This window comes from Bacillus sp. DHT2, from assembly GCF_026241455.1.
Lineage (GTDB): Bacteria > Bacillota > Bacilli > Bacillales > Bacillaceae_G > Bacillus_A > Bacillus_A pseudomycoides.
The window spans coordinates 34556-59449 of the sequence record NZ_JAPHWH010000009.1 but is presented as its reverse complement, the minus strand read 5'-3'; the positions used below and the strand labels follow the sequence as shown (position 1 = coordinate 59449).

Genomic DNA, 24894 nt, shown 5'->3' with positions numbered 1-24894 from the left:
TGAAAATATAGTACATTTACACTCTCTTTTGTAGATGAAAATGTACAAATTACAGATTTTTTGTCTACAATAATGAATAAAAGTATTTTTTTAATTGGATTTCACGATGAGTTCACAAGAAGGACACAAAATGTGACTATACTGAAAATACGAATTCAGCAGAGAGGGGATATCAATTATGGGATATTATGACGGACCAAATATGAATGAAGAGCATAGTGAAACGAGAGAAGTAAAAAAATCAGGTAGTAAAAAAGGTTACTTTTTTACAGGTTTAGTTGGAGCAGTTATCGGAGCTGTTTCCATTAGTTTTGCAGCACCGTATATGCCATGGACAAATGGGAATGGGACGGCGTTAACTTCTAATTCAAAAGTAGAGGGAACTGTGGTTCCTGTTGCAAATAAAGTAAAGGGTGAAACAGATTTACCTGGTATGATTGAAGGGGCGAAAGAAGTAGTTGTAGGTGTTATCAATATGCAACAGAACATAGATCCATTTGCAATGGAGCAAGCAGGGCAGGAACAAACAGCTGGAACAGGATCTGGTGTAATTTATAAAAAAGCTGGGAATAAAGCTCTCATTGTAACAAATAATCACGTAGTAGACGGAGCAAACAAACTGGCAGTGAAACTAAGTAATGGTAAAACAGTAGATGCAAAATTAGTTGGGAAAGATCCATGGTTAGATTTAGCTGTTGTAGAGATTGATGGATCTAATATTAATAAAGTAGCCACACTTGGTGATTCCAGTAAAATTCGCGCTGGTGAATCGGCTATTGCAATTGGGAATCCATTAGGTTTTGATGGTAGTGTAACAGAAGGGATTATTAGTAGTAAAGAACGCGAAATTCCAGTGGATATTAATGGTGACAAACAGCCGGATTGGCAAGCACAAGTGATTCAAACAGATGCAGCAATTAACCCAGGGAACAGTGGTGGCGCATTATTCAATCAAAATGGTCAAGTCATCGGCATTAACTCTAGTAAGATTGCACAGCAAGAAGTAGAGGGTATTGGCTTTGCTATCCCAATTAATGTGGCAAAACCAGTCATTGAATCTCTTGAAAAAGATGGAACAGTAAAACGTCCAGCGATGGGAGTAGGAGTTGCATCTCTTGAGGATTACCCACCGTATGCATTAGGACAATTAAAATTACCAAAAGATGTTACAAAGGGTGTTCTCTTAAGCAAAATTTATCCCGTCTCACCAGCTGAAAAAGCAGGACTTCAGCAGTATGACGTTGTTGTAGCATTAGATGGCCAAACAGTAGAAAACTCACTTCAATTCCGTAAATATTTATATGAAAAGAAAAAAGTTGGCGATAAGATTGAAGTAACATTCTATCGAAATGGTGAAAAAATGACGAAAACAGCTACTTTAGCAGATAACTCTTCTGCTAAGAATTAATAAAGAAAGTCTCTTTCGTATTGAAAGAGACTTTCTTTATCGGCTATACTAAAAGAATAGGAGGGATTTAATATGACAATTGAAAACCCAACTCGTACGGAAATTGGTGAAGTATTGAAAAATAGCAAAACAATTGCGGTTGTTGGATTATCTAACAAACCAGAACGCACATCCTATATGGTTTCAAAAGCAATGCAGGATGCAGGGTATCGTATTATCCCAGTAAACCCAGTCGTAGATGAGGTACTGGGAGAAAAAGCTGTTCCGTCATTAAAAGACATTAAGGAGCATGTCGATATCGTAAATGTATTCCGTCGTTCTGAATTTTTAATGGACGTCGCAAAGGAATTTGTGGAGATTGATGCGGATGTTTTTTGGGCACAATTAGGAGTACAAGATGAAGATACATATAAATTTTTAAAGGAAAAGGGATATACTGTTATTATGGATCGTTGTATAAAAGTAGAACATGCAATGACGAGGTAGTATAGACATTGTAAACGAAAGATCGATTCAGCTCGGGGGAATACTTGAAGACTGGGTAGATGAACGAGGTGTTCATCATGAGATTTTTTAAAGGCTGTTTTTGGGGATTGCTACTTGTTATCCCATTTTGGATAATTGTCATTTGGTTAATTGCCAAATGGTGGAGTGTGTAATTGGAATACATATCCATTTTTCGTTGACAAACGATTATTTTTCTGAAATAGTAGCCTAGAGGAATCCTTGTGAAAAAACAAGGATTTTTCTATTGAAAATAGTATATAAAAGACATAACATAACTTGCCAAAAGGATGGTTAAGGCGTTATTCTATAATAGAAACGTATGTTCTGATTTGATTAGGAAAGGGGCAAGGAGTTTGGCAAAGCATCAGTTTCAATATAATGAAGATGCCATTCAAGTGCTTGAAGGTCTTGAAGCCGTTCGAAAACGCCCGGGTATGTATATCGGGAGCACGGACAGCCGTGGATTGCATCATTTAGTATACGAAATAGTAGATAACTCAGTTGATGAAGCATTAGCGGGGTTTGGCGACGAAATTTCTGTCGTAATACATAAGGATAATAGTATTAGTGTTATTGATAAAGGGCGCGGGATGCCTACGGGAATGCATAAACTTGGAAAACCTACACCTGAAGTGATTTTAACTGTACTTCATGCAGGGGGGAAGTTTGGACAAGGAGGTTATAAAACGAGTGGCGGTTTACACGGTGTTGGTGCATCTGTTGTAAATGCATTATCAGAATGGCTCGTTGTAACCATTAAACGCGATGGGTATATATATGAACAACGTTTTGAAAATGGTGGTGTTCCTGCAACGACACTAGAGAAAATTGGAAAAACAAAACAATCTGGAACAACGATGCATTTTAAACCAGATCCATCAATTTTCAGTACAACAAATTATAATTATGAAACGTTATGTGAGAGATTACGTGAATCTGCATTTCTGTTAAAAGGTATGAAAATCACTATAAGAGATGAACGAAATGATTTAGAAGATGTTTTTCATTATGAAACAGGAATTGAAGCATTTGTTTCTTACTTAAACGAAGAAAAGGACTCTATACATCCAGTTGTTTACTTCACTGGTGAACAAAATGGGATTGAAGCAGAACTTGCATTTCAATTTAACGATGGCTATTCAGAAAATATTCTTTCATTCGTAAACAATGTACGTACGAAAGATGGGGGGACACATGAGGCAGGATTTAAAACAGCGATGACACGTGTCTTTAATGAATATGCTCGTAAAGTCTCTTTGCTAAAAGAAAAAGATAAAAACCTAGAAGGTACAGATATTCGCGAAGGGTTAGCGGCGATTGTTTCTGTACGTGTACCGGAGGATTTATTGCAATTTGAAGGTCAAACAAAAGGTAAGCTTGGTACAAGTGAAGGACGTTCATCTGTCGATGCAATTGTTTCGGAACATTTAGCATACTTTTTAGAAGAAAATCCAGATGTAGCAACACTTCTTGTGAGAAAAGCAATTAAAGCAGCACAAGCACGTGAAGCAGCGCGTAAGGCTAGAGAAGAAGCTCGTACTGGTAAGAAGAAAAAACGTTCAGAAGGAACATTGAGCGGGAAGTTAACACCTGCGCAATCACGTAATCCACAGAAGAACGAACTATATTTAGTAGAGGGTGACTCTGCTGGTGGCTCTGCAAAACAAGGGCGTGATCGCCGTTTCCAAGCTGTCTTGCCACTGCGAGGTAAAGTCATTAACACGGAAAAAGCAAAGCTTGCTGATATTTTCAAAAATGAAGAAATCAATACAATTATTTATGCAATTGGTGGCGGCGTTGGAAATGAATTTACTGTCGAAGATATCAACTATGATAAAGTCGTAATTATGACCGATGCTGATACGGATGGCGCACATATTCAAGTGTTACTACTTACGTTTTTCTACCGCTATATGAAGCCGTTAATTGAAGCTGGTAAAGTATTTATTGCTCTTCCACCTTTATATAAAGTAAGTAAAGGAAAAGGGAAAAGCGAAGTCATTGAATATGCATGGTCAGATGAAGAATTAGATGGCGTAACGAAAAAGGTCGGTAAAGGATATATGTTGCAGCGCTATAAAGGTCTTGGCGAAATGAACGCGGATCAATTATGGGAAACAACAATGAATCCAGAAACGCGTACGCTAATTCGCGTAAAAATTGATGATGCAGCAAGAGCAGAACGCCGCGTGACGACATTGATGGGTGATAAAGTAGAACCACGTCGGAAATGGATTGAGCGTAATGTACAGTTTGGTATGCAAGAAGAAGGTAATATTTTAGAGAATGAAATGATTATGGAGACGGAGGTGGAATAACATGCAGGCAGAGAAGTTTCATGACCTCCCGCTTGAAGACGTGTTAGGTGACCGCTTTGCACGTTATAGTAAATATATTATTCAAGATCGCGCGCTACCAGATGCTCGTGATGGTTTAAAGCCAGTACAACGTCGGATTTTATATTCAATGTATGTAGAAGGAAACGTACATGATAAACCATTTCGTAAATCAGCTAAAACAGTTGGTAATGTTATTGGTAACTATCATCCACACGGTGATTCTTCTGTATATGAAGCGATGGTACGTTTAAGCCAAGATTGGAAAGTACGTAACGTATTAGTTGAAATGCACGGAAATAATGGTAGTGTTGACGGTGATCCAGCGGCAGCAATGCGTTATACAGAAGCTCGTTTATCGCCAATTGCATCTGAGTTACTCCGTGATATTGATAAAGAGACAGTAGAATTTGTATCAAACTTTGACGATACAAGTGAAGAACCTGTTGTATTACCAGCAATGTTCCCGAATTTATTGGTAAACGGTTCAACAGGGATTTCAGCTGGATATGCAACAGAAATTCCACCGCATCACCTTGGAGAAGTAATTGATGCAACAATGATGCGTATCGATAAGCCAAATAGTTCCGTAGATGATTTATTAACAGTTATAAAAGGACCTGATTTCCCAACAGGTGGCATTATTCAAGGGCTTGATGGAATTAAAAAAGCATATGAAACAGGAAAAGGGAAAATCATCATTCGTGGAAAAGCGGAAGTTGAAACGATTCGCGGTGGCAAACAGCAAATTGTCATTACAGAAATTCCATACGAAGTCAATAAAGCAAACCTTGTAAAGAAAATGGATGAACTACGTCTAGATAAAAAGCTAGATGGAATTGCGGAAGTACGTGATGAGACAGATCGTACAGGTCTTCGTATTGTTGTGGAACTAAAAAAAGAAGCAAACGCAGAAGGTATTTTAAATTACTTATATAAAAATACTGATTTACAAGTTCCATATAACTTCAATATGGTGGCTATAAATAATCGTCGTCCAACATTAATGACGTTACCAAAGATTTTAGATGCGTACATTGGGCATCAAAAAGAAGTTGTTACACGTCGTTCGGAATATGAGCTGCGAAAAGCTGAAAATCGTCAACATATTGTGGCAGGTTTAATGAAAGCATTATCGATTTTAGATGAGGTAATTGAAACAATTCGAGCATCTAAAGATAAGCGTAATGCAAAAGATAATTTAAGTGCAAAATTTGGATTCACAGAAGCGCAGGCAGAAGCAATTGTATCCTTGCAACTGTATCGTTTAACAAATACAGATATTACAGCACTAGAAAAAGAAGCGGAAGAACTAGAGAAGAAAATTACAGAATTACAAGCGATTTTACAAAGTGAGAAAAAGCTCCTTCAGGTCATTAAAGCAGATCTAAAGAGAGTAAAGAAAACGTATAGCGATAATCGCCGTGCTGTTATTGAAGAGGAAATTGAAGAAATTAAAATTGATGTGGAAGTTATGATTCCACAGGAGGATGTCATCGTTACTATAACGAAAGAAGGTTATGTGAAGCGAACTGGTTGGCGCTCACATAATGCATCGAACGGGAAAGACTTCGGTATGAAAGAGGGCGACATCTTACTCGAGCGTTTCGATACAAATACAACAGAAATAGTTCTCTTATTTACGAATAAAGGAAATTATATTTATCTTCCAGTATACGAAATGCCGGACATTCGTTGGAAAGATTTAGGTCAGCATGTGGCAAATATCGTTTCACTTGATAGGGACGAGACATTAATTTGGGCAACCGTTGTACCGAATTTCGAGGAAGAAAAGCGATTTATTGTGTTTATTACACGAAATGGTATGATTAAGAAAACGGAATTAAATCAGTATAAAGTTCAGCGCTATTCAAGAGCGTTTGTAGCCGTAAACTTGAAAAAAGATGATGAAGTTGTCGATATCTTCGCAACAGATGGAACAAGTGATATTGTTCTTGCAACACATGGTGCATATGCACTTATTTTTAATGAAGAAGAAGTAAGCCCAGTTGGTGTAAGAGCAGCTGGGGTAAAAGGGATTAATTTAAAAGAAGATGATTATGTTGCTTCTGGTAGACCGTTAAATAGTGAAAAAGATCAATTGATTCTCGTAACGCAGCGCGGTGCAGTTAAGCGATTAAAAGCTTCCGAAATTGAGAAATCAACAAGGGCGAAGCGAGGCCTGGTTATCTTCAAAGAGTTAAAACGTAATCCGTACCGTATTGTCGGTATTGAAATTGTTCGTGATGATGAACTTGTTTATATGAAAACAGAAAAACAGATTGTAGAAGAAATAGATCCAAAAGCATTTCGTAATAAAGACCGGTATAGTAACGGTAGTTTAGTACTAGATGTTACTGATACGGGTGAAGTGGTTGAGACGTGGACGAAGAAACGGATATAGTGAATAAACGATAGTAAGTATTTCAATTAAATATACTTATCTTATTAATGAAACCCATGTTCTATATAGAACATGGGTTTTTTGGAGTAGTAGGGCTTTAAATTCACCACTATTCTAATTTTTTTAGTTTTTTCATGAAAGTAAATCAAAAAGAATTAGGATGAAAAATAAGGGGGATTATGTATTGATAGAAACGGGGGACAGTACGTCATCATCATATTAAGACGATAAGAAACTCTCGAAAATATATTGTTTTAAGTTATAATCCTTTGTTAAAATCTTATACTGTTGCGAAGCACAAAAAAGCACTATTCTTTCTGTGAAAATATACAGAAAGAATAGTGCTTTTTTATATTATTTTTAAAATCCCTGTTGCACGCAATAAATATCTTTAATTTTAGCTATAATCTCATCAACAGCGTATAAAATTTCTTCTTCACTTAAATATGGACTAATGGATATACGAATAGAACTATTGGCTTCTTCTTTGGATAATCCAATCTTTTGTAATACATATGACGGTTCTAAACTGTTTGAATTACAAGCAGATCCTGAAGAAATAGAAACAGTTCTCATACCTGCTATAAGTGTTTCTGAACTAATATTTGGGATCATTATATTTATGATATGAGGTATGCTATTTTCCATACATACATTTATGCGAGAAAGGGGTATTTCTTGTTGAATTTGATTTATAACAATTGTTCTTAATTTCAGTGCTTTTTCATAATTCTCTTTTAGTTCTAATATAGCTATATCACTAGCTACGCCCATGCCAGCTATTAGTGAAGTGGGTAATGTTCCACTCCGTAAATATGTTTGTTCACCACCAAACAATAAAGGACGAAAATATTCCTGTTTGTACTGGTTTACATATAAAATGCCTATACCTTTTGGTCCGTAAATTTTATGTCCAGATAAAGATAAAGCATCTATGTCCAATTTTTTCACATCTATTGGTATTTTTCCAAAAGCTTGAACAGCATCTACATGTATCAATGTTTTATATTTTCTGCATAAAGCAGAAATCTCATTGATTGGTTGAATTGTTCCCACCTCAGAATTAACATATGCAAAACTAACAACTCTTGTATCATCATCTAATAAGCGACTCAATGAATCTAAGCAAATGGTTCCATCACGTTTAATGTCCATATATTTTACGATAATACCTCTTCTTTGTAACTCTTTTCCAACCTCTAAAATCGATTTATGGTCTATAGGTGAGAGAATTACATTTACGGGTTCTTTTTCATGATAATCAATTGCTCCTAACAACGCCAAGTTGTTACTTTCTGTTGCACCCGAAGTAAATATTATTTCTTCTTTATGAGCACCAATAGAAATTGCAATCTTACTTTTCGCTTGATACACCGCATACTGTGCTTTTTTTCCCATCACATGCTGAGATGAAGGGTTTGCAAATTCTGTTTTCATGTACTTTTCTACAACTTCGATCACTTTATTATGACATGGAGTAGTAGCAGCATAATCTAAGTACACCTGTCTCATAAGCATTGCCCTCCTTTATCACGAAGAAAACACAGAGAAATTAACGGTTTTTTCATAGATGTCTTCTTTTGACATTTCGCCACTTCCACCAGGATCCGCAACAATCACTTTCATCCCTGTTAAATTATATAGATTAAGAGCGATTTCAATACCTGTACGTACAGGTTGGTAACACTCTCCAGGTGCGAATAATAACAATGCTCTATAACCTGCCTTATGTACCTCAGCTATCATTTCTGTAATTTCTCCTGCACATCCAGTTACACCACAACTAATTAATGTTTTATAATTTCCATCCTCATCTACAAATGATACTTCGGATTGATTTTCTCGATCGTTTAACATTCTCTTTTCTAATTTTCCTTCTTTTACTAGCTTACTAGCGCTTTTTTGAAATCTATATTTAAGCCAAGTTTCAGGGAAAAAAATCGGATTTTTTCGGTTAGACAAGATACTCTGTTGATTAAAGTATTTACTCTTTTCTAAACTTGTAACGTAAGCTTCTGGAATTTCTGTATATCTCTCATAAAACTCTTTGCGAAGATCACTAACACTTGCATTTGTAGATGGAACGTATTGCCAATCATTAATTAACAATAGGTATTTAATGTCTTTAAATTGCTCATAAAATTGCTCGCCTAATTGAATTCCGATATTCCAAGTGTATAAAGGGAATATACCTACCCTACGTGAAATCCTCTCTTTCATCACATCTGTTTTCTGTTCTTCGATAATTCCAGGAGTTAAGCTATTTGTTTCTTCATTAAAAAAGAGCATAAAATGCCCTGACATAATTACTAATTCTTCTTGAGTAGTATTTTTTAATTCTTCACTGATTAACTTGATCATTTCTTCTTCTGATGCAACTAATTGATGAATTCCTTTCTTTTTTACATTCATTGAATTCGACATAAGTTACCTCCTTAAAATGTATGGAGGCAGTGCTTGGATTTGAACCAAGGAATTAGGTTTTGCAGACCTATGCCTTACCACTTGGCTACACTGCCATCATATAAAGTTTAGATACTAATTTGAAACTTGTTTATCATGTTGTTCATAGTATCATCCTTAAAAAATAACCGTCAATAATATTCTGAATATAATTATTTTTCTCAACATCAAAATGAATCCCTAGAAAATTTATTGAAAATATAAGCATTCAAATAAAATAAAGAGATATACAAGATATTTTAAAATAATAGTGTTTTTGAAGGATAAGAAACATAGCCATAAAAAACTTTTTTTTAGTCTATGGTTGATTATTCGGTATAAATTTCTCAAAAGATAATCAATTTTTTATTTTGCAAATATAAGATGCTACATGCTATTGTTAGTTATGATTTTTAGAAATTCTTGTTTTCTAAAAGAGCTGATTCATTATAAACGAGTTTTCAGCCAAAGGGTAATTAACCATGAAATCATCATACATACAAGATCTTTCAACTCATAAAGGCTTAAGAGCTTATGCTATGTAACCAGTTGAATATCAAAATAATAACAAGCAACATGCTAAATAAAGCTATTAATACTAACAATTTAGTGAGAAAGGAATCCAATATGTCCAAACAAACAATTGCTTATATTCAAATGTCATTTGCAATGGTTGCAATTGGAAGCTTCGTTATTGTTAATAAGTACATTATTAAAGAACTTCCTATATTTATTGCTTCTGAGCTTAGATTACTGATTGCTTGCTTAATATTACTTCCTTTATTTTTATATAAAGGTGAAAAAATGCCTAAACTAGTAAAAAAGGATTACATCATATTTTTTCTTCAAAGTTTTATAGGGGTGTTTTTATTTAGTGTTTGCACATTATATGGTTTAAGACAAACAACAGCTTTAGATAGCGGCATTATTATGAGTTGTACGCCTGCAATAATGGCTTTAATCTCTTATTATTTTCTAAAAGAAAGATTAGGAATGAATAAAATAGGAGGGATTCTTTTAACTATTTTAGGTACATTGTCTATCAATGTTTTTGGTCAGGTATTAAATTTTAATGTAGGCTCGCACTCATTAATAGGAAATATGTTAATCTTCTGTGCTGTTATTGGAGAAGCGATTTTCTTTTCCTTTGGAAAATTAATTTCTACACCTTTAAGACCTTTAACGATGACAACAATTATGAGTTTGACAGGTGCGGTATTATTTTTGCCTTCTGCAATATATCAATCTTTACATTTTAACTTTTTAACTGTATCTCCATTGGCGTGGCTACTCGTATTATATACAGGAGTTGTAATTACTGTATTAGCTGTTCTATTAATGAATCAAGGGTTAGAAGTGGTATCAGCGGGGACAGCGGCAGTATTTACTGCTTTAATGCCTATAAGCACAGTAATTTTATCAGCCTTTATATTACATGAATCTCTCTTCTGGTATCATATTTTTGGAATGACATTGGTTATTTTGGGTATTTTTGTTATTACTAACTCTTCGAGTGAAAGTAAAGAAATGTTTGAAAGAAGCAGGCAAGAAAATATGTAACAATAAATTTTCTCAATATAAGATTGCATATATTGTTGATTTCAATATTCAAAAAAACACATTGTTAATTTACAATAATTTAAGAACTATAGAACAGTAATAAATGTGTTAACTATATTCTGTAATAAAGGAGTCCATAAATGAAAAAAGTATATCCCTTTTTAATGACTGTATCTGTATGTATATTTATATCTGCTTGTTCCAATCAAACAAATTCTGAAAAAGAGGTAGAATCTGATAATAAAAAAGCTCCAATAGCTGAAACTAATGTAAAAGCTAAGCCTTATACAGAACCATTAACACAAGTAGGACAAAAAGCAAAGCATCCACTTGGAACAGTGATTCTAAAGCAATTAAGTGAGCCTAATACAATGATAGAAGCAGGGCCTCTTCATATTCAAGTAGAAAGAATTAAGGTAATTCAGAGTACAGAAGTAAGTGAAATTGGGAAATACAACTTAAAAGAACGAGGACTAGGTACAGAGCAAATGAATGCAATACAATTTACAACCACTTTAGAAAATACTTCAGATCAAGTACTTGATTTGGAACAAGGGCCTTTTAAAACACTTGTTTTAAGTAATGGTGAACAAGTAGATGTATATAAAATGAATGCGGATCCAAAAAGTCGAAGCTTAAATGCGAAGGAAAAAATGAAGTTTACACTTATCTGTTTCTTATCTCAAGCTCCAAATGATGTTAAATTCGTAAAAGTAATTACTGATGCGGTACGAGATCAGCAAACAAAAAATGAAGTGAGCACAGTAACTACTACTGAGATTACTATGTAAAAAAGAAAACAGCCTGATGAGGCTGTTTTCTTGTGTTTTCCAATTAAAAAGCGCAGTATCCAACAACTGGTTTAGAAGAACCAGTTTTAATGAAATAGTCAGGAGCAAAGCCTTGATCTAACTCACCACCATAGCCATTATCATCTACAAAATCCCAAACATTACTTCCCATATAAGATTCGCCATTCACATAGCAAAATAACCAAAGTTGAGTGCCATCTGGAATGTTTGATTCGGTCCGTGTGCCATTTATTGTTGGAGTTGTGCGAAGATCTAGCCCAGAACCTGTTTTTTGTACCGGATAAAAAGCAGCTTCCGTTACCGATTGACTTGCAAATAAAACCGAACCTGCTACCGCTACTGAAGCAATTGATAATGCAACTTTTTTAAACATACGTGTTACCTCCTAATAAATTATATTTTATTGCAGATGGGGAATCCCCCTCATACCTATCAAATAAAAATCATCCTTTATTCAAGATTGGTAAGCATGAGGGAGAGCCCCTTTACTCCCCTATAAATTAATAGAATGTATGGTTAAAAATAAAAAATAAAGCTAATGTTTGTTTCTTTATCAATACTCTAGTTATGAGTTTGAAAAAATAGCGTTTTTGGTAAAATAAAAACTCTTATTTGTTGTTTTCAAACCATGTTTGAAACGTTTGTAAAGACTGTTCGCCTAATATACGATTCATTTCCTTTCCATCTTTGTAAGAAATAATTGTAGGTGTTCCTTTTATTTGAAACATATCCCAACCTTGTTTATATTCTTCTAGATTCAAAACTTGCATATCAATATTCATATTTTTTGTCATAGGAACTACAATTGGTGAAATCCTTTGGCAATGCGGACAGGTTGTTTTGTAGAAATAAACTATTTTTGTTTTGTGATTTGATAGATCTTGTTGCAATTGTTCAGGGGTAATTTGATTTTTATAATAATTTACCTCCTCAGTACTTATGGTTTTTTCACTTTTTGTTCCTTTATTGGTTAGAACAAAAATAAGTGTAAATATTGATAAAATAGTAATAATGAAAAAAAGCATTTTTTTCATATACTGTTTCTCTCCTTGCTTATTTTCATAAGAATAAAGCCACAAATAATAATAAGAAGAAAGGCTAATAGAGCGAGAAATGGGATTGTAATAAATCCGAACCAATCTAAATAATCCCCTGTGCAAGGTATTCTCCCACATGATGTTCCGTTTTCAGATAAAAATGGGATTTTTTGAAGGGAATAGTGATAGGCAGCTATACATGCGCCAATGATAGCGAGAATCAAACTATAAATCCCAATTCTATAATCTTTTCGTATAATAGCTGTTCCTAGTAAAAGAACTAGTGGATACATGAGAATACGTTGATACCAGCATAATGTACAGGGCTCATATTTCATTATTTCAGACAGGTACAAACTCCCAAGGGTTGCAATAAAGGAAACCGACCAGCTACTAAACAATATGTATTCTAGTTTTTTTTCTGTATTGTTCATGACTTCACCCTTCCTTTTTTAGAGATGGAAATAATGAAATAAATCCTCTAAGAAAATAGAAGATAAAAAATAAATTTTAAAAATAGTTAGCTCAAGAGTTATTATAAATTATGTTTTTGTTTTGTATATTGAGAAAATTTTGATTTTATAAAATCTTATAGAAGAATAAAGTAAATAAGGTGAGAAGAATTGAAAGTAGGCATATGCTTTTTGGGGAATGCCTATGCCTATCAAGCAAATGTTTTATAGTACTCTCAAAACGAAAATTTCTTCTCTACAGTCATTTATAAGAATTCAGTTTGTCTTGTTATTTAAGTAACGGCTAATAATCAGTGGGGTATGAAGAAATCCCCACTGATTAAAGCTTTACTTTATTTTTACCGATCTAAGAATGAGCAAATGGTTATGTAAATAAAATAAAACTTGATATAATAACTATGAAATCGTTCTCAAATATGGAGGGAATATATGAAAAAAATAGGAGTAGGGATTGTAGGATTTGGATTTTCAAGTACAACATTTCACATCCCTTTATTACAAACGATTGATGAATATGATATTCGCGCTATTGTATCTTCGAAAGAAGAAGTAGTAAAGCAGGCATTACCAACTGTGCAAGTTGTTAACACAATTGAAGAATTGGTAGAACGAGAAGATATTGATCTTGTTGTTATTACGTCACCAAACACAACGCATTTTCCATTTGTAAAAGAAGCTATTGTACATGGAAAACATGTCGTTGTAGAAAAGCCATTTGTTGTTTCAGTTGAAGAGGGTGAAGAACTTATTAGATTGGCGAAAGAGCATAATGTCTTTGTTAGTGTTTATCATAATCGCCGCTTTGATAATGATTTTTTAACAATAAAGAAATTAATTGAGGAAAAACAAATTGGAAATGTGTATACATATGAAGCGCATTTTGATCGCTTCCGTCCTCATGTACGTGAGCGCTGGCGTGAAAAGAACTTACCAGGATCGGGGATTTTATACGATCTAGGATCGCATTTAATTGACCAGGCATTACATTTATTCGGAAAACCAGATGCTGTTAGTTCGGATATAGTAAAGCAACGACCTGGGGCAGAAACGGATGATTATTTCCATATTATACTTTACTATGGAATCAAGCGTGTCATTTTACATAGTAGTAGTTATGTGAAACATGCAGGCCCTCATTTTAGTGTTCATGGGGATAAAGGCTCAATTGTTAAATATGGTATGGATTCACAAGAAGACCAATTAAAAGCTGGTATGAAGCCAGGTGATATAGGATATGGAGAAGATAGTGAAAGCAATTTTGCTGTTTTAGAAACAGAAGAAGAAGTGAAGCGTATTCCAACAGAAGTGGGATGCTATGAAATGTATTATAAAGGAATTCGAGATAGTATAGTAAATGGTATGCAACCTCCTGTAACAGCTGAAGAGGGTTTACAGGTGATTCAACTTATTCAATTGGCAATTGAAAGTAGTGAAACAGGTAGAGTTATCTCACTATAAGTTAAAAAGACACGATTTCGTGTCTTTTTTTTGGATTTTAGGATTGGAATATATGTGTTTGTTGTGGGATATAATTTTTCTCTTCGAATGAAATATAAACAATTCAAATTACTAATCTAATTTTCCCGAGTGACATTTTCAGGGTTGGAAAGCCCATAAAAAAACATCGTAATGATATCTTTTATATGTTTTTCACGATCATCCTCCAAGAGTTGTACACCGTAATCTTCGCCGAACTTACTGAACATTTGAATGTATAGTAATATCATTTCTTTTGAAAGATTGGGATTAATTTCATTTTGGCGTTGTGCATTTTCTAATATCTCTAAAAACCAAGGCAGGACTGTTTCATTTTGGTAACGATATATAAATTCGCGAAGCTCTGGATCTTTTTGGATTACTTGCAACAGCATGTCAGGGTGAAATAAACTACCACTTTCCATTTTACGTCGCATCATCTTATGAAACATCTCTTGAAATGTCATATTTTCAGCTGCTATCTCTTGATAGAATTGAAACTCAGTCGTCGCAAATTCGTGAATAAGCTCTCGGAAAAGCGCATCTTTACTACCAAAATGATTATAAATGGTAACTTGAGATACTTTTGCTTTTTTTGCGATGTCCTCTATTTTTACTTCATTAAATCCACGCTCTGAAAATAATGATAACGCAGCGTCTTTAATGGCGCGTTTTTTCTTTTCTTTTACTTTTTCAAAACCGTTCAATACAATCACCTCATTTAAAATATACAAGAAAATAGAGATGAAAACAATATTTTTGAAATATGAACATAAAAATATTTCAAAAAATTGTTGCCAATTTAAATAGAGAGGAGTACAATAATTTTGAAATATAAAACACGAAATATTTCAAAAAATGAGGTGGAATAATGATTTCAGTCCAAAATGTCACAAAAAAATTTTCAAATGGAAAAGGATTATTTGATATTACTTTTCAAGTAAAAGAAGGTGAAGTTTTCGGTTACCTAGGGCCAAATGGTGCAGGGAAATCAACAACGATTCGTAATTTAATGGGATTTATAAAGCCAACTGCTGGTCATGCAGAAATTTTCGGTCTAGACTGCTGGAACGAAGCTGCAAAAATTCAAAGGGAAGTTGGTTATTTACCAGGGGAAATTTCCTTTATAGAAGGAATGAATGGATTAGAATTTTTAAAACTTATGCAAGGTATACGCGGATTGAAAGATGTAAAGAGACGTGATGAGCTTATTGAAAGATTACAATTTGATGTGAAAACACCAATTCGGAAAATGTCTAAAGGGATGAAACAAAAAGTAGGAATTGTAGCTGCATTTATGCATGATCCAGAAGTGTTAATTTTGGATGAACCAACGTCAGGATTAGATCCACTCATGCAGCAAACTTTTATTGATTTAATACTAGAGGAAAAACAAAAAGGAAAGACAATCCTTATGTCATCCCATATTTTCACAGAAATTGAGCGGACATGTGACCGGGTAGCTATTATTAAGGATGGTCGCCTTGTAACGGTGGAAAATATTCATGATTTACAAGGCATGAGAAGACAGGTAATGGATGTAACGGTTTCATCTCAAGTGGAAATGCGTTCTTTACAAAAGGAAAATTTACACTTTGAAGCGGTGAAGGAGAATACAGCGTCCATTATTGTACAGGGGAATTATCAGGAAGTATTACAAACGCTTGCTAGGTATAATGTGAAAGCACTTCAAACGAGGGCGATGGATTTAGAACATTTATTTATGCATTATTATGATGCGAAGGAGGGTGTGAAACATGAATAAACAGCTGTTTTTAGCTAGCTTTAAAGAAAATCAAAAAAGCATATGGAGTTATTCAATTGGTGCGGCTCTTTATTTGTGGTTATTAATTTGGATATTTCCATCGCTCGTATCTGCGAAAGGATTAAATGAAATGATAGATGCTATGCCAGATAGTGTGAAAAAGATTGTTGGCATGGAAAATTCGATTCAAAATGTAAGTGATTTTTTAGCAGGTGAATACTATGGCATGTTGTTTCTAATTATATTGACAATTTTTAGTGTAACGGTTGCTACACATGTAATGGCTTGTTATGTAGATAAAGGGGCGATGGCTTATTTGTTGGCAACACCGGTATCTAGAGTGAAAATTGCAATAACACAAGGGGTAGTTCTTATTCTAGGATTGCTGATTATTATACTTGCGACGTATGGAGCTGGTGTATTAGGAGCAGAGTGGCTCTTGAAAGATAACAATTTAAATCAAGAAGTATTCTTCAAAATGAATTTAGTTGGGGGGCTGTTGTTTTTCGTAGTCAGTGCCTATTCATTTTTATTCTCTTGTATATGTAACGATGAAAGAAAAGCTCTTAGTCTTTCTGCCAGTGTTACAATTTTGTTTTATTTACTAGATATGGTAGGGAAATTAAGTGATAAGCTAGAATGGATGAGGAATATATCATTATTTACGTTGTTCCGTCCAAAAGAAATTGTGGCAGGGACATATAACATATGGCCGGTAAGTATTGGATTAATTTTTGGTGCGATTTGTATCTTTGTAGTAGCGATTGTATTGTTCAAAAAGAGAGATTTACCGCTATAGATAAATAGAGTTGAAAAGATAGTTAGTTCCTTTATGAACTAACTATCTTTTTTTATTTCTGGAAAATTATAAAAAAAGTGAACCTTTTTCCCCACTAAACCATCTAATAAGTGTAAAGTTTTATTGGAAGATATAAAGTGAAACTTTAATTAGTAGGGGGTTTCTTCATCCCCAATTGATTATTAGCCCGCCCCACCTAACTTCTTTGCTTTCGCTGAATTTTGAGGTGGTGGGTCTTACTGCCCCACAAATAGCGGGATAAAACGGGAGGATAGACAGTGAAAGTAATACCTGTATATAAAATAATGGTAAAAGAAGAGAGTAATGTTTCTTTAGCTAAAAACGGTGATCATGAAGCATTTGTCTCTTTAATACATACACATAAAGTTCAGCTCTATCGTATAGCCAAAGCAATGCTATATGATGAGAATGACGTAGAAGATGCGATACAAACAACAATTCTAAAGGCTTATGAAAATATAAAAAAGCTTAAAAATGAAGAGTTTTTCCAAACATGGTGCATTCGAATCCTGATGAATCAGTGTAATGAAATGATACGATCACGAAAAAAGGTAATTGCGATAGAAGGAAATAATGATTATATGATAGCATTTGATTCCTATGAAGATATAGATCTTCATAATGCAATTCAGTCTTTAAATGAAGAATTAAAAGCTGTAACAGTACTCTACTATTATGAAGACATGAATCAAGAAAATATTGCGGCATTATTAGAAATACCAAAAGGAACTGTTAAATCAAGGTTGTCACGGGCAAGAGAACAATTGCAGAAGCAATTACGAATGGAATAGGAGGTGTATGTGTTGGATAAGGATGAATTATTTGATGAAAAACTGAAAAAGCGAATAGACCGAGAGAAAACAATGTTACCGGAGCATTTGAATCGGAAAATTAATGATACATTACATAATCTCCCGGTTAAGAAGAAGTCTTATAGAGTTCAAGCTATGGCTGTTAGTGTGGCAATAATGGCATTGTCAATCGTTTCTATGTTTGAATTTTCTGTGCAAAGTTTTGCGCAAAAAGGTGGAGTATTTGAATATGTAACGAAAAAGGCATTTTCAGATTATGAAAATGAGGAAGAAACAAAATCTAATGTAAATTATCCTGAAAAAGAAAAAATTCACAAAAAAATGCTGGATTCAATCGATCATTTTAAAAATGTTAAGGGGCAATTTGAAGAGTACTCTAGTTCATCTCGCCTAATTACTACTTATAAGTACGCAATTGATACAAGGAATCAGAGAGGGATTTCTTCTAAAGAGGATCGTCAGTCAAAAAAAATGACAGTTTTATATAACCAAGGGAAAAAACAAGAATTTAATGATAAAGATTATACATATAAAGAAGTGAGATGGAAGTCAGAACCTAAAAATATAGAGTTACTAAAACTAACACCTACTGAAAGAGCATTTAATAAAGTGGGGGAGAAAAAGCGGTATGATGATGAATATGTCGGACTAGCAAAATATAGTATTCAATCGGAGTTTGCAAATTTGTTAATTCGATATAAAGATTGGAATTTTAAAGAAACAAAGTATCTTGGATTAGACTGTTATAAAATAGAGGGCGTTATAAACATAGAGATGCCTTTAAGTACATCTGAAGACTTAAGAGGAAAATTCGAAATGATTGTAGAAAAAAATACGGGGATTATGTTGAATTTTCTTAGTTTTCATAATGGAATGATCCAGTATTCTATTACTACGGAAAAGATACAAATAAACAAAGGGATTGATGAGAACGTATTTCAAAAAGATGTTTCTTCATACGAAAAATTGAAAAATGTATTGAATAAATAATGATCTTGTTATTTTGATAGTTTTTAATTCGTATAGAATAATAAATATCGGGGGAGCTAATATGGAGAAGAATTTATCTTCACGTGAAAAAAAGAATAAGAAAAAATATAAAAAAGGAAAAGTGATAGGGATATTTGTAGGGGTGTTGTTAGCTGTTGGAATAGGATATGGTGCGTATCTGTATAATAAAACTTCAAATGCGGTACAAAAAGCTTCTCTCAGTCTAGCACGTGGTGAGAAATCTGATTTGCGTGAGGAAGTTGTAAAGCCAATAACAAATAATGTTTCTCTTTTAATTATGGGCATTGATGAAAATCAAGAGCGTCAAAAAGAATATAATGGTGCATTTCATACAGATGCATTATTACTAGCTACTTTTAATAAGGATGATAAGACAGTCAAGTTAATAAGCATACCACGTGATACGTATACATATGTTCCAATCGAAAAGAAAAAGGATAAAATAACACATGCATATGGTAGGGGCTTTGTAAAGAACGGAAAGGATGGAGGACCGCAAGCGTCTGTTGAAGCGGTAGAAAAATTATTACATGTACCAGTTGATTATTTTGTGAAATTCAATTTTAATTCATTTATAAAAATTGTTGATGATTTGGGTGGTATTGAAATAGATGTTCCAATTGAGTTTTCTGAACAAAATAGTAAAGATGAACCGGAGGCTATTCATTTAAAAAAAGGAATGCAAACATTAACTGGTGAACAAGCACTTGCTCTTGCAAGAACACGTCATATCGATAGTGATGCTATGAGAGGACAGCGTCAGCAGCTTGTCATTGAAGCGATCTTAACAAAATTAAAAAGTGCAGGATCTGTTACGAAAATAGGAAAGATGATTGATGCTGTAGATGGTGAGTTTAAGACAAACTTAGCTTTGGCTGATATGCTGTCGTTTTATAAATATGGATTAAATGCTTCAATTGAGAAAATTCAATTAGCTGGAGATGATTTGTATTTACCGAATGGGCCGAAAGGTGAACGAGTCTATTATTATAATCCAGATACAAAGAGTTTGAGAGAACTTAGTAATATACTTCGAATACACCTTGGATTAAGTGAACAGCAAATTAAAAAAGAAGATGGGGAGAGTTAAAGTATATGAAAAACATAATATAAAATATTTTTTAGTAAAGCAGATCATTATAAATATCTGCTTTTTTGTTTGAATGATACAGTGAAGGTTTTTACCTCGATCTTTCGCTTGGTCAACAATTAACAATAATAGCTATTTTGTTAGTTACTTTAAAAGGGGAAGGTGCTGTAACTGGCGAGGGCTTTATGTATTGGCATCAACTTTATCAGCGATGCATGTTATTCCGTTAGAAGGATTAGCTCGTCTATTAGGGAGGAGATCGTTTTATCCCGCATTAACGGGCAGTAAGACCCACACCTCAAAATTTGGCAAAAGCAAAGAAGTTAGGTGGGGGATGAAGAAAACCCCCACTGATTAAAGTTTCACTTTATGTCAGAAACGCGCGCTATCATAAATTTAATTGGTAATGGTATTGCAACTGTAGTTGTTGCGAAAAGCGAAAATGAATTTAATGAGGGGAAAGATAAACAGATGCTAATAGGTATGCAAAAAGAAAAAATAGCCGGATAAAAAAGTCAGTAAAGCTGACTTTTTTTATTTTGTTAAGAAAGGATTTACTAGAATTATACATTATTTATTAACAATAATTCAGAAGAGTTTTCTTTACAATTGGAATAAATAGAAGAAAAATCAAATGCATATAGTAATACAAGAAAATTCTATATCAACGTAATAGAATGTTTATGAATATTACTGTAATAAAATAATTTTTACAAAATTTTTAATAATAATACTTTACAAAAAACAAAAAATTAGTAGAATAATAGTTAATAGGAATCTTTTGATAAGAATATAAAGAAAAACAGAATTATCAGAAATTTCTTAATCTAGAAACGTACAGGAAATTAGGGAGGGTACAAAAAATGAAAAAGAAAAAGATGAAGAAATTAACAGCAGTCGTAGCACCAGTTTTAGCAATGAGTATGGCATTAACAGCATGTTCTACAGGTGGAGACAAAAAAACAAGTACGAATTCAAGCGGAAGTGATAGCAAATCGGATGTTAAATTAGCAGCAAAGCAAGTGCTGAATCGTACAGAAACAAACGAAATTCCAACAATGGATACTTCGAAATCAACAGATACTCTTGGATCACAAATTCTAGGGAATACGATGGAAGGGTTATATCGCCTTGATAAAGATAATAAGCCAATCCCAGCTGCAGCTGAATCAAGTACGAAAAGTGAGGATGGCAAAAAATATACATTTAAACTTCGTAAAGACGCAAAATGGTCAAACGGTGACCCAGTAACAGCAAAAGATTTCGTGTTTGCATGGCAACGTTTGTTAGATCCAAAGACAGCTGCAGAGTACTCATTTATTGCTTATTATATTAAAAATGCAGAAGCAATTAATAAAGGAAAAGCGGAAGTGTCTACACTAGGTGCAAAAGCGATAGATGATTACACACTCGAAGTTGAACTAGAAAGCGCAGTTCCATACTTCTTAAACTTAACGGCATTCCCATCGTACTATCCACTAAATGAAAAGTTTGTAAAAGAAAAAGGGGATAAATTCGGTTTAGAATCGGACACTGTAGTTTATAATGGACCGTTTGTTCTAACTGATTGGAAGCATGAAGAGGGCTGGAAGCTGAAGAAAAATGATAATTATTGGGACAAAAAGAGTGTGAAGTTAGACGAAGTTAACTATAGTGTTGTAAAAGATATGGCAACTCGTGTAAATCTATATGATAGTGGCCAAATTGACTTTACTATATTAGCTGGAGAGTTTGTTGACAAATATAGAAATAAAAAAGAAGAATATGGAGTATATTCAGAACCAAGTACGTTCTACTTACGTTTAAATCAAAAACGTGCTGGCCAAGATACACCACTAAAGAGCAAAAAATTACGTGAAGCAATTGCGTTGTCAATTAATAAAAAAGATTTAACGAATGTAATCTTAAATGATGGTTCTAAACCTGCTGATTACTTAGTGCCAAAAGGATTAGCGAATGGACCAGACGGTAAAGATTTCCAAGAGACGTTTAAAACTGGCCTGAAAAATGACACTAAAAAAGCAGCGGCAGCTTGGGAAGAAGCGAAAAAAGAGCTTGGTAAAGATCAAGTGACACTTGAGTTCTTGAACTATGATACAAGTAATGCGAAAAAAGTTGGAGAATATGTAAAAGACCAAATTGAGAAAAACTTAAAAGGTGTAACAGTTAATATTAAAATGCAGCCGTTCAAACAAAAGCTGAAATTAGAATCTGAACAAGATTATGATTTCTCATATGGTGGCTGGAACCCAGACTATGCGGATCCAATGACATATTTAGATATGTTCGAATCAACAAATTCTCAAAACCAAATGAGCTACTCAAATCCAAAATATGATGAAATCATCAAAAAAGGAAAAACAGAGTTAATGGCAGATGCGAAGAAACGTTGGGAAGAGTTAGGAAAGGCAGAAAAACTGTTGCTTGAAGAAGATGTAGCGCTTGTACCGTTATACCAAAGTGCTAAATCGTATGTAATGAAACCAAACGTAAAAGGTGTTGTAAAACATAACATCAGTCCAGAATACAGCTTCAAGTGGGCTTACGTAACAGAAGAAAATAGTAAGTAATAGAAAGATAGAAAAGCATTTCTAAAGGTAGGTTGTCTACTTTTGGAGGTGCTTTTTTCTATGTAATGAATCTTGTTTAAAGAGACTTTAGATATTAGAAGTGGTGTTTGATATAAAATTTATATATGAATAATTTTATATTCATTTAAATGAATGATAAGAAGGGTATTGCTGTCATATAGTGAATGGAGAGATTTTGTAAAGTAGTGTGACTAAAATATACTATCATTATAGTAGAAAATATTTTCGAGATTAAAAAAAATAACTTTACAAAACATAAAAAAATAGTAGAATATTAACTAATAAGAATTTTCTGATAATACAAATATATCAGAAATCTAACAAGGTTATCATCGTACATATAATTTAGGGAGGGTACACAAATGAAAAAGAAAAAGATTAAGAAGTTAACAGCGGTTGTAGCACCAGTTTTAGCAATGAGTATGGCATTATCGGCATGCTCGGGATCAGGTGGGGATAAGAAGACAAGTACAACGTCTAATAGTGGTGAAGAGAAAAAATCTGATATTAAATATGCAGCAAAACAAGTATTAAATCGTACAGAAAATCAGGAAATTCCAACAATGGATACTTCTAAAAATACAGATACTCTTGGGTCGCAAATTTTAGGGAATACGATGGAAGGGCTATATCGCCTTGATAAAGATAATAAACCAATCCCAGCTGCAGCTGAATCTAGCACGAAAAGTGAGGATGGTAAAAAATATACATTTAAGCTTCGTAAAGATGCAAAATGGTCAAATGGTGATCCAGTAACAGCGAAAGATTTCGTGTTTGCATGGCAGCGCTTACTTGATAAAAACACAGCTTCTGAATATGCGTTTATTGCTTACTATATTAAAAATGCAGAAGCAATTAATAAAGGAGAAGCAGACATATCTACATTAGGTGCTAAAGCGGTTGATGATTATACCCTTGAAGTGGAATTAGAAAAGCCTGTTCCGTATTTCTTAAATTTAACGGCATTCCCATCATACTATCCATTAAATGAAAAGTTTGTAAAAGAAAAAGGGAATAAATTCGGTTTAGAGGCGGATACAGTTTTATATAATGGACCATTTGTAATGTCTGAGTGGAAGCATGAGCAAGGTTGGAAGTTGAAGAAAAACGATAATTATTGGGATAAAAAGAGTGTGAAACTAGAGGAAATTAACTATAGTGTTGTAAAAGACGTAGCTACAAAAGTGAACTTATATGATACTGACGCAATTGACTTTACATTATTATCAGGAGAGTTTGTTGATAAATATAAACCGAAGAAAGATGAATATGGTGAGTATGCAGAATCAAGCACTTTCTTCTTACGTTTGAATGAAAAACGTGGTGGCCAAGATACGCCGCTGAAAAATAAAAAGTTACGTGAAGCAATTGCATTGTCAATTGATAAAAAAGGTTTAGCAAATGTTATCTTAAACAACGGTTCTAAAGCAACGGATCAATTAGTACCAAAAGGACTAGCAACTGGTTCAGACGGTAAAGATTTCACAGAAACATTTAAAAATGGTTTAAAGCAAGATACGAAAAAAGCAGCTGCAGCATGGGAAGAAGCGAAAAAAGAACTTGGTAAAGACCAAGTGGCAATTGAATTGTTAAGTTATGATGATGGAACAGCGAAAAAGGTTGCTGATTATGTAAAAGACCAAATTGAGAAAAATTTAAAAGGTGTAACAATTAATACGAAAATCCAGCCGTTTAAACAAAAGTTAAAACTAGAGACAGCGCAAGACTATGAAATCTCTTACGCAGGTTGGAGCCCAGACTATGCAGATCCAATGACATTTATCGATATGTTTGAAACAAAGAGCCCTTATAACCAAATGAGCTACTCAAATCCAAAATATGATGAAATGGTTAAAAAAGCAGGAAATGAATTAATGTCTGATCCGAAGAAACGTTGGGAAGAGTTAGGAAAAGCAGAAAAATTATTGCTTGAAGAAGATGTAGCAATGGTGCCACTATATCAAACAGGTAGAGCATATGTAATGAAACCAAATGTAAAAGGAATTGTAAAACATAATATTAGTCCAGAATACAGCTTTAAGTGGGCGTATGTAGAGGAAAAAGGCGGAAAATAATATGAAATTAGAAAAGAGCCTCCGGAAGTAGGTCAACTACTTTTGGAGGTGCTTTTTCATGGAAAGAATCTTGTTTATAATTTGTTTTATTGCTAAAAGAATAAAAATTCATAAATACTACAATAAAAGTAGTATTTATGAATTTTTAAGATAATATAATCTCATCTCATATTGATTAAGAATGGCAGTGAGGGATTAAAAGGCAATAAGACTCCTACCACAAAAGTTAGTGAAGGTGGGGGATGAAGAAAACCCACACTGATTAAAGTTTCACT

General features: G+C 33.8%; 20 protein-coding genes, 1 tRNA gene and 1 pseudogene. 15 read left to right on the top strand and 7 right to left on the bottom strand.

Features of this window, described 5'->3' with window-relative positions; all coding sequences use genetic code 11:
- Window positions 1-178 precede the first annotated feature (178 nt).
- The 4 genes from ORL93_RS19755 to parC all read left to right on the top strand — a co-directional run bounded on the left by ORL93_RS19755 (window position 179) and on the right by parC (window position 6655).
- Window positions 179-1408 (top strand): S1C family serine protease, encoded by a 1230-nt coding sequence (locus tag ORL93_RS19755; RefSeq protein ID WP_006095653.1) that lies wholly within the window; start codon window positions 179-181, stop codon window positions 1406-1408.
- A gap of 72 nt (window positions 1409-1480) precedes the next feature.
- Complete coding sequence (locus ORL93_RS19750) at window positions 1481-1894, top strand: CoA-binding protein (RefSeq protein WP_003207948.1); 414 nt, start codon at window positions 1481-1483, stop codon at window positions 1892-1894.
- A gap of 374 nt (window positions 1895-2268) precedes the next feature.
- Window positions 2269-4233 carry a DNA topoisomerase IV subunit B gene (gene parE, locus ORL93_RS19745; RefSeq protein WP_003199055.1) on the top strand — a complete coding sequence of 655 codons (1965 nt, stop codon included), beginning with the start codon at window positions 2269-2271 and terminating at the stop codon, window positions 4231-4233.
- 1 nt (window position 4234) lies between these two features.
- Window positions 4235-6655, top strand: a complete 2421-nt coding sequence (parC, locus tag ORL93_RS19740) for a DNA topoisomerase IV subunit A (RefSeq protein WP_098160888.1) — start codon at window positions 4235-4237, stop codon at window positions 6653-6655.
- 360 nt (window positions 6656-7015) lie between these two features.
- On the opposite strand, the gene ORL93_RS19735 is transcribed toward parC, so the two are convergent.
- The 3 genes from ORL93_RS19735 to ORL93_RS19725 all read right to left on the bottom strand — a co-directional run bounded on the left by ORL93_RS19735 (window position 7016) and on the right by ORL93_RS19725 (window position 9174).
- Window positions 7016-8167 carry a cysteine desulfurase family protein gene (locus ORL93_RS19735; RefSeq protein WP_255262456.1) on the bottom strand — a complete coding sequence of 384 codons (1152 nt, stop codon included), beginning with the start codon at window positions 8165-8167 and terminating at the stop codon, window positions 7016-7018.
- Between the two features lie 18 nt (window positions 8168-8185).
- Window positions 8186-9079 carry an LPD16 domain-containing protein gene (locus ORL93_RS19730; RefSeq protein ID WP_018781490.1) on the bottom strand — a complete coding sequence of 298 codons (894 nt, stop codon included), beginning with the start codon at window positions 9077-9079 and terminating at the stop codon, window positions 8186-8188.
- 21 nt (window positions 9080-9100) lie between these two features.
- Window positions 9101-9174, bottom strand: a tRNA-Cys gene (locus tag ORL93_RS19725).
- 550 nt (window positions 9175-9724) lie between these two features.
- Between ORL93_RS19725 and ORL93_RS19720 the strand changes: the two genes are divergently transcribed.
- Complete coding sequence (locus ORL93_RS19720) at window positions 9725-10657, top strand: DMT family transporter (RefSeq protein WP_097793865.1); 933 nt, start codon at window positions 9725-9727, stop codon at window positions 10655-10657.
- A gap of 140 nt (window positions 10658-10797) precedes the next feature.
- Window positions 10798-11448 carry a hypothetical protein gene (locus ORL93_RS19715; protein WP_003199047.1) on the top strand — a complete coding sequence of 217 codons (651 nt, stop codon included), beginning with the start codon at window positions 10798-10800 and terminating at the stop codon, window positions 11446-11448.
- 43 nt (window positions 11449-11491) lie between these two features.
- On the opposite strand, the gene ORL93_RS19710 is transcribed toward ORL93_RS19715, so the two are convergent.
- The 3 genes from ORL93_RS19710 to ORL93_RS19700 all read right to left on the bottom strand — a co-directional run bounded on the left by ORL93_RS19710 (window position 11492) and on the right by ORL93_RS19700 (window position 12940).
- On the bottom strand, window positions 11492-11842 hold the full coding sequence (locus ORL93_RS19710) for a hypothetical protein (RefSeq protein WP_006095571.1): 351 nt from the start codon (window positions 11840-11842) through the stop codon (window positions 11492-11494).
- 235 nt (window positions 11843-12077) lie between these two features.
- Window positions 12078-12503, bottom strand: coding sequence for a thioredoxin family protein (locus tag ORL93_RS19705; RefSeq protein WP_018781492.1), 426 nt, complete (start codon window positions 12501-12503; stop codon window positions 12078-12080).
- Window positions 12500-12940 (bottom strand): disulfide oxidoreductase, encoded by a 441-nt coding sequence (locus tag ORL93_RS19700; protein ID WP_033799030.1) that lies wholly within the window; start codon window positions 12938-12940, stop codon window positions 12500-12502. Before ORL93_RS19700 ends, ORL93_RS19705 begins: the two co-directional genes overlap by 4 nt.
- Window positions 12941-13408: 468 nt before the next feature.
- Between ORL93_RS19700 and ORL93_RS19695 the strand changes: the two genes are divergently transcribed.
- Window positions 13409-14437, top strand: coding sequence for an oxidoreductase (locus ORL93_RS19695; protein ID WP_098160887.1), 1029 nt, complete (start codon window positions 13409-13411; stop codon window positions 14435-14437).
- Between the two features lie 116 nt (window positions 14438-14553).
- Here the strand turns inward: ORL93_RS19695 and ORL93_RS19690 are convergent, their stop codons facing one another.
- Complete coding sequence (locus ORL93_RS19690) at window positions 14554-15189, bottom strand: TetR/AcrR family transcriptional regulator (protein WP_080547229.1); 636 nt, start codon at window positions 15187-15189, stop codon at window positions 14554-14556.
- 137 nt (window positions 15190-15326) lie between these two features.
- Between ORL93_RS19690 and ORL93_RS19685 the strand changes: the two genes are divergently transcribed.
- The 8 genes and pseudogenes from ORL93_RS19685 (at window position 15327) to ORL93_RS19645 (ending at window position 24619) form a co-directional block, all read left to right on the top strand.
- Window positions 15327-16220, top strand: a complete 894-nt coding sequence (locus tag ORL93_RS19685) for an ABC transporter ATP-binding protein (RefSeq protein WP_265959389.1) — start codon at window positions 15327-15329, stop codon at window positions 16218-16220.
- Window positions 16213-17019 (top strand): ABC transporter permease subunit, encoded by an 807-nt coding sequence (locus ORL93_RS19680; RefSeq protein ID WP_018765347.1) that lies wholly within the window; start codon window positions 16213-16215, stop codon window positions 17017-17019. The genes ORL93_RS19685 and ORL93_RS19680 overlap by 8 nt, the downstream gene beginning before the upstream one ends.
- Window positions 17020-17297: 278 nt before the next feature.
- Complete coding sequence (locus ORL93_RS19675) at window positions 17298-17831, top strand: RNA polymerase sigma factor (protein WP_018765348.1); 534 nt, start codon at window positions 17298-17300, stop codon at window positions 17829-17831.
- Between the two features lie 12 nt (window positions 17832-17843).
- The gene (locus ORL93_RS19670) at window positions 17844-18842 is read left to right on the top strand and encodes a hypothetical protein (RefSeq protein ID WP_018781496.1); all 999 of its coding nucleotides are present in this window, start codon (window positions 17844-17846) and stop codon (window positions 18840-18842) included.
- Between the two features lie 61 nt (window positions 18843-18903).
- Window positions 18904-19953 carry an LCP family protein gene (locus ORL93_RS19665; RefSeq protein WP_006095579.1) on the top strand — a complete coding sequence of 350 codons (1050 nt, stop codon included), beginning with the start codon at window positions 18904-18906 and terminating at the stop codon, window positions 19951-19953.
- Between the two features lie 89 nt (window positions 19954-20042).
- Window positions 20043-20463, top strand: a pseudogene (locus tag ORL93_RS31555) (hypothetical protein); the annotation flags it as partial.
- A 353-nt stretch (window positions 20464-20816) separates the two neighbouring features.
- A complete protein-coding gene (locus tag ORL93_RS19650; protein WP_098060010.1) occupies window positions 20817-22523 on the top strand; it encodes a peptide ABC transporter substrate-binding protein in 1707 nt (568 codons plus the stop codon).
- A 383-nt stretch (window positions 22524-22906) separates the two neighbouring features.
- Window positions 22907-24619, top strand: a complete 1713-nt coding sequence (locus tag ORL93_RS19645; RefSeq protein ID WP_142305769.1) for a peptide ABC transporter substrate-binding protein — start codon at window positions 22907-22909, stop codon at window positions 24617-24619.
- Window positions 24620-24894 lie beyond the last annotated feature (275 nt).

Bases quoted from the DNA above. Each gene is read 5' to 3' on its own strand.
- ORL93_RS19715 (WP_003199047.1), top strand. From the start codon at position 10,798: ATGAAAAAAGTATATCCCTTTTTAATGACTGTATCTGTATGTATATTT.
- ORL93_RS19695 (WP_098160887.1), top strand. From the start codon at position 13,409: ATGAAAAAAATAGGAGTAGGGATTGTAGGATTTGGATTTTCAAGTACA.
- ORL93_RS19705 (WP_018781492.1), bottom strand. From the start codon at position 12,503: ATGAAAAAAATGCTTTTTTTCATTATTACTATTTTATCAATATTTACA.
- ORL93_RS19700 (WP_033799030.1), bottom strand. From the start codon at position 12,940: ATGAACAATACAGAAAAAAAACTAGAATACATATTGTTTAGTAGCTGG.
- ORL93_RS19665 (WP_006095579.1), top strand. From the start codon at position 18,904: ATGGAGAAGAATTTATCTTCACGTGAAAAAAAGAATAAGAAAAAATAT.
- ORL93_RS19645 (WP_142305769.1), top strand. From the start codon at position 22,907: ATGAAAAAGAAAAAGATTAAGAAGTTAACAGCGGTTGTAGCACCAGTT.
- ORL93_RS19750 (WP_003207948.1), top strand. From the start codon at position 1,481: ATGACAATTGAAAACCCAACTCGTACGGAAATTGGTGAAGTATTGAAA.
- ORL93_RS19730 (WP_018781490.1), bottom strand. From the start codon at position 9,079: ATGTCGAATTCAATGAATGTAAAAAAGAAAGGAATTCATCAATTAGTT.
- parC (WP_098160888.1), top strand. From the start codon at position 4,235: ATGCAGGCAGAGAAGTTTCATGACCTCCCGCTTGAAGACGTGTTAGGT.
- ORL93_RS19720 (WP_097793865.1), top strand. From the start codon at position 9,725: ATGTCCAAACAAACAATTGCTTATATTCAAATGTCATTTGCAATGGTT.
- ORL93_RS19710 (WP_006095571.1), bottom strand. From the start codon at position 11,842: ATGTTTAAAAAAGTTGCATTATCAATTGCTTCAGTAGCGGTAGCAGGT.
- ORL93_RS19735 (WP_255262456.1), bottom strand. From the start codon at position 8,167: ATGAGACAGGTGTACTTAGATTATGCTGCTACTACTCCATGTCATAAT.
- ORL93_RS19685 (WP_265959389.1), top strand. From the start codon at position 15,327: ATGATTTCAGTCCAAAATGTCACAAAAAAATTTTCAAATGGAAAAGGA.
- ORL93_RS19680 (WP_018765347.1), top strand. From the start codon at position 16,213: ATGAATAAACAGCTGTTTTTAGCTAGCTTTAAAGAAAATCAAAAAAGC.
- ORL93_RS19755 (WP_006095653.1), top strand. From the start codon at position 179: ATGGGATATTATGACGGACCAAATATGAATGAAGAGCATAGTGAAACG.
- ORL93_RS19650 (WP_098060010.1), top strand. From the start codon at position 20,817: ATGAAAAAGAAAAAGATGAAGAAATTAACAGCAGTCGTAGCACCAGTT.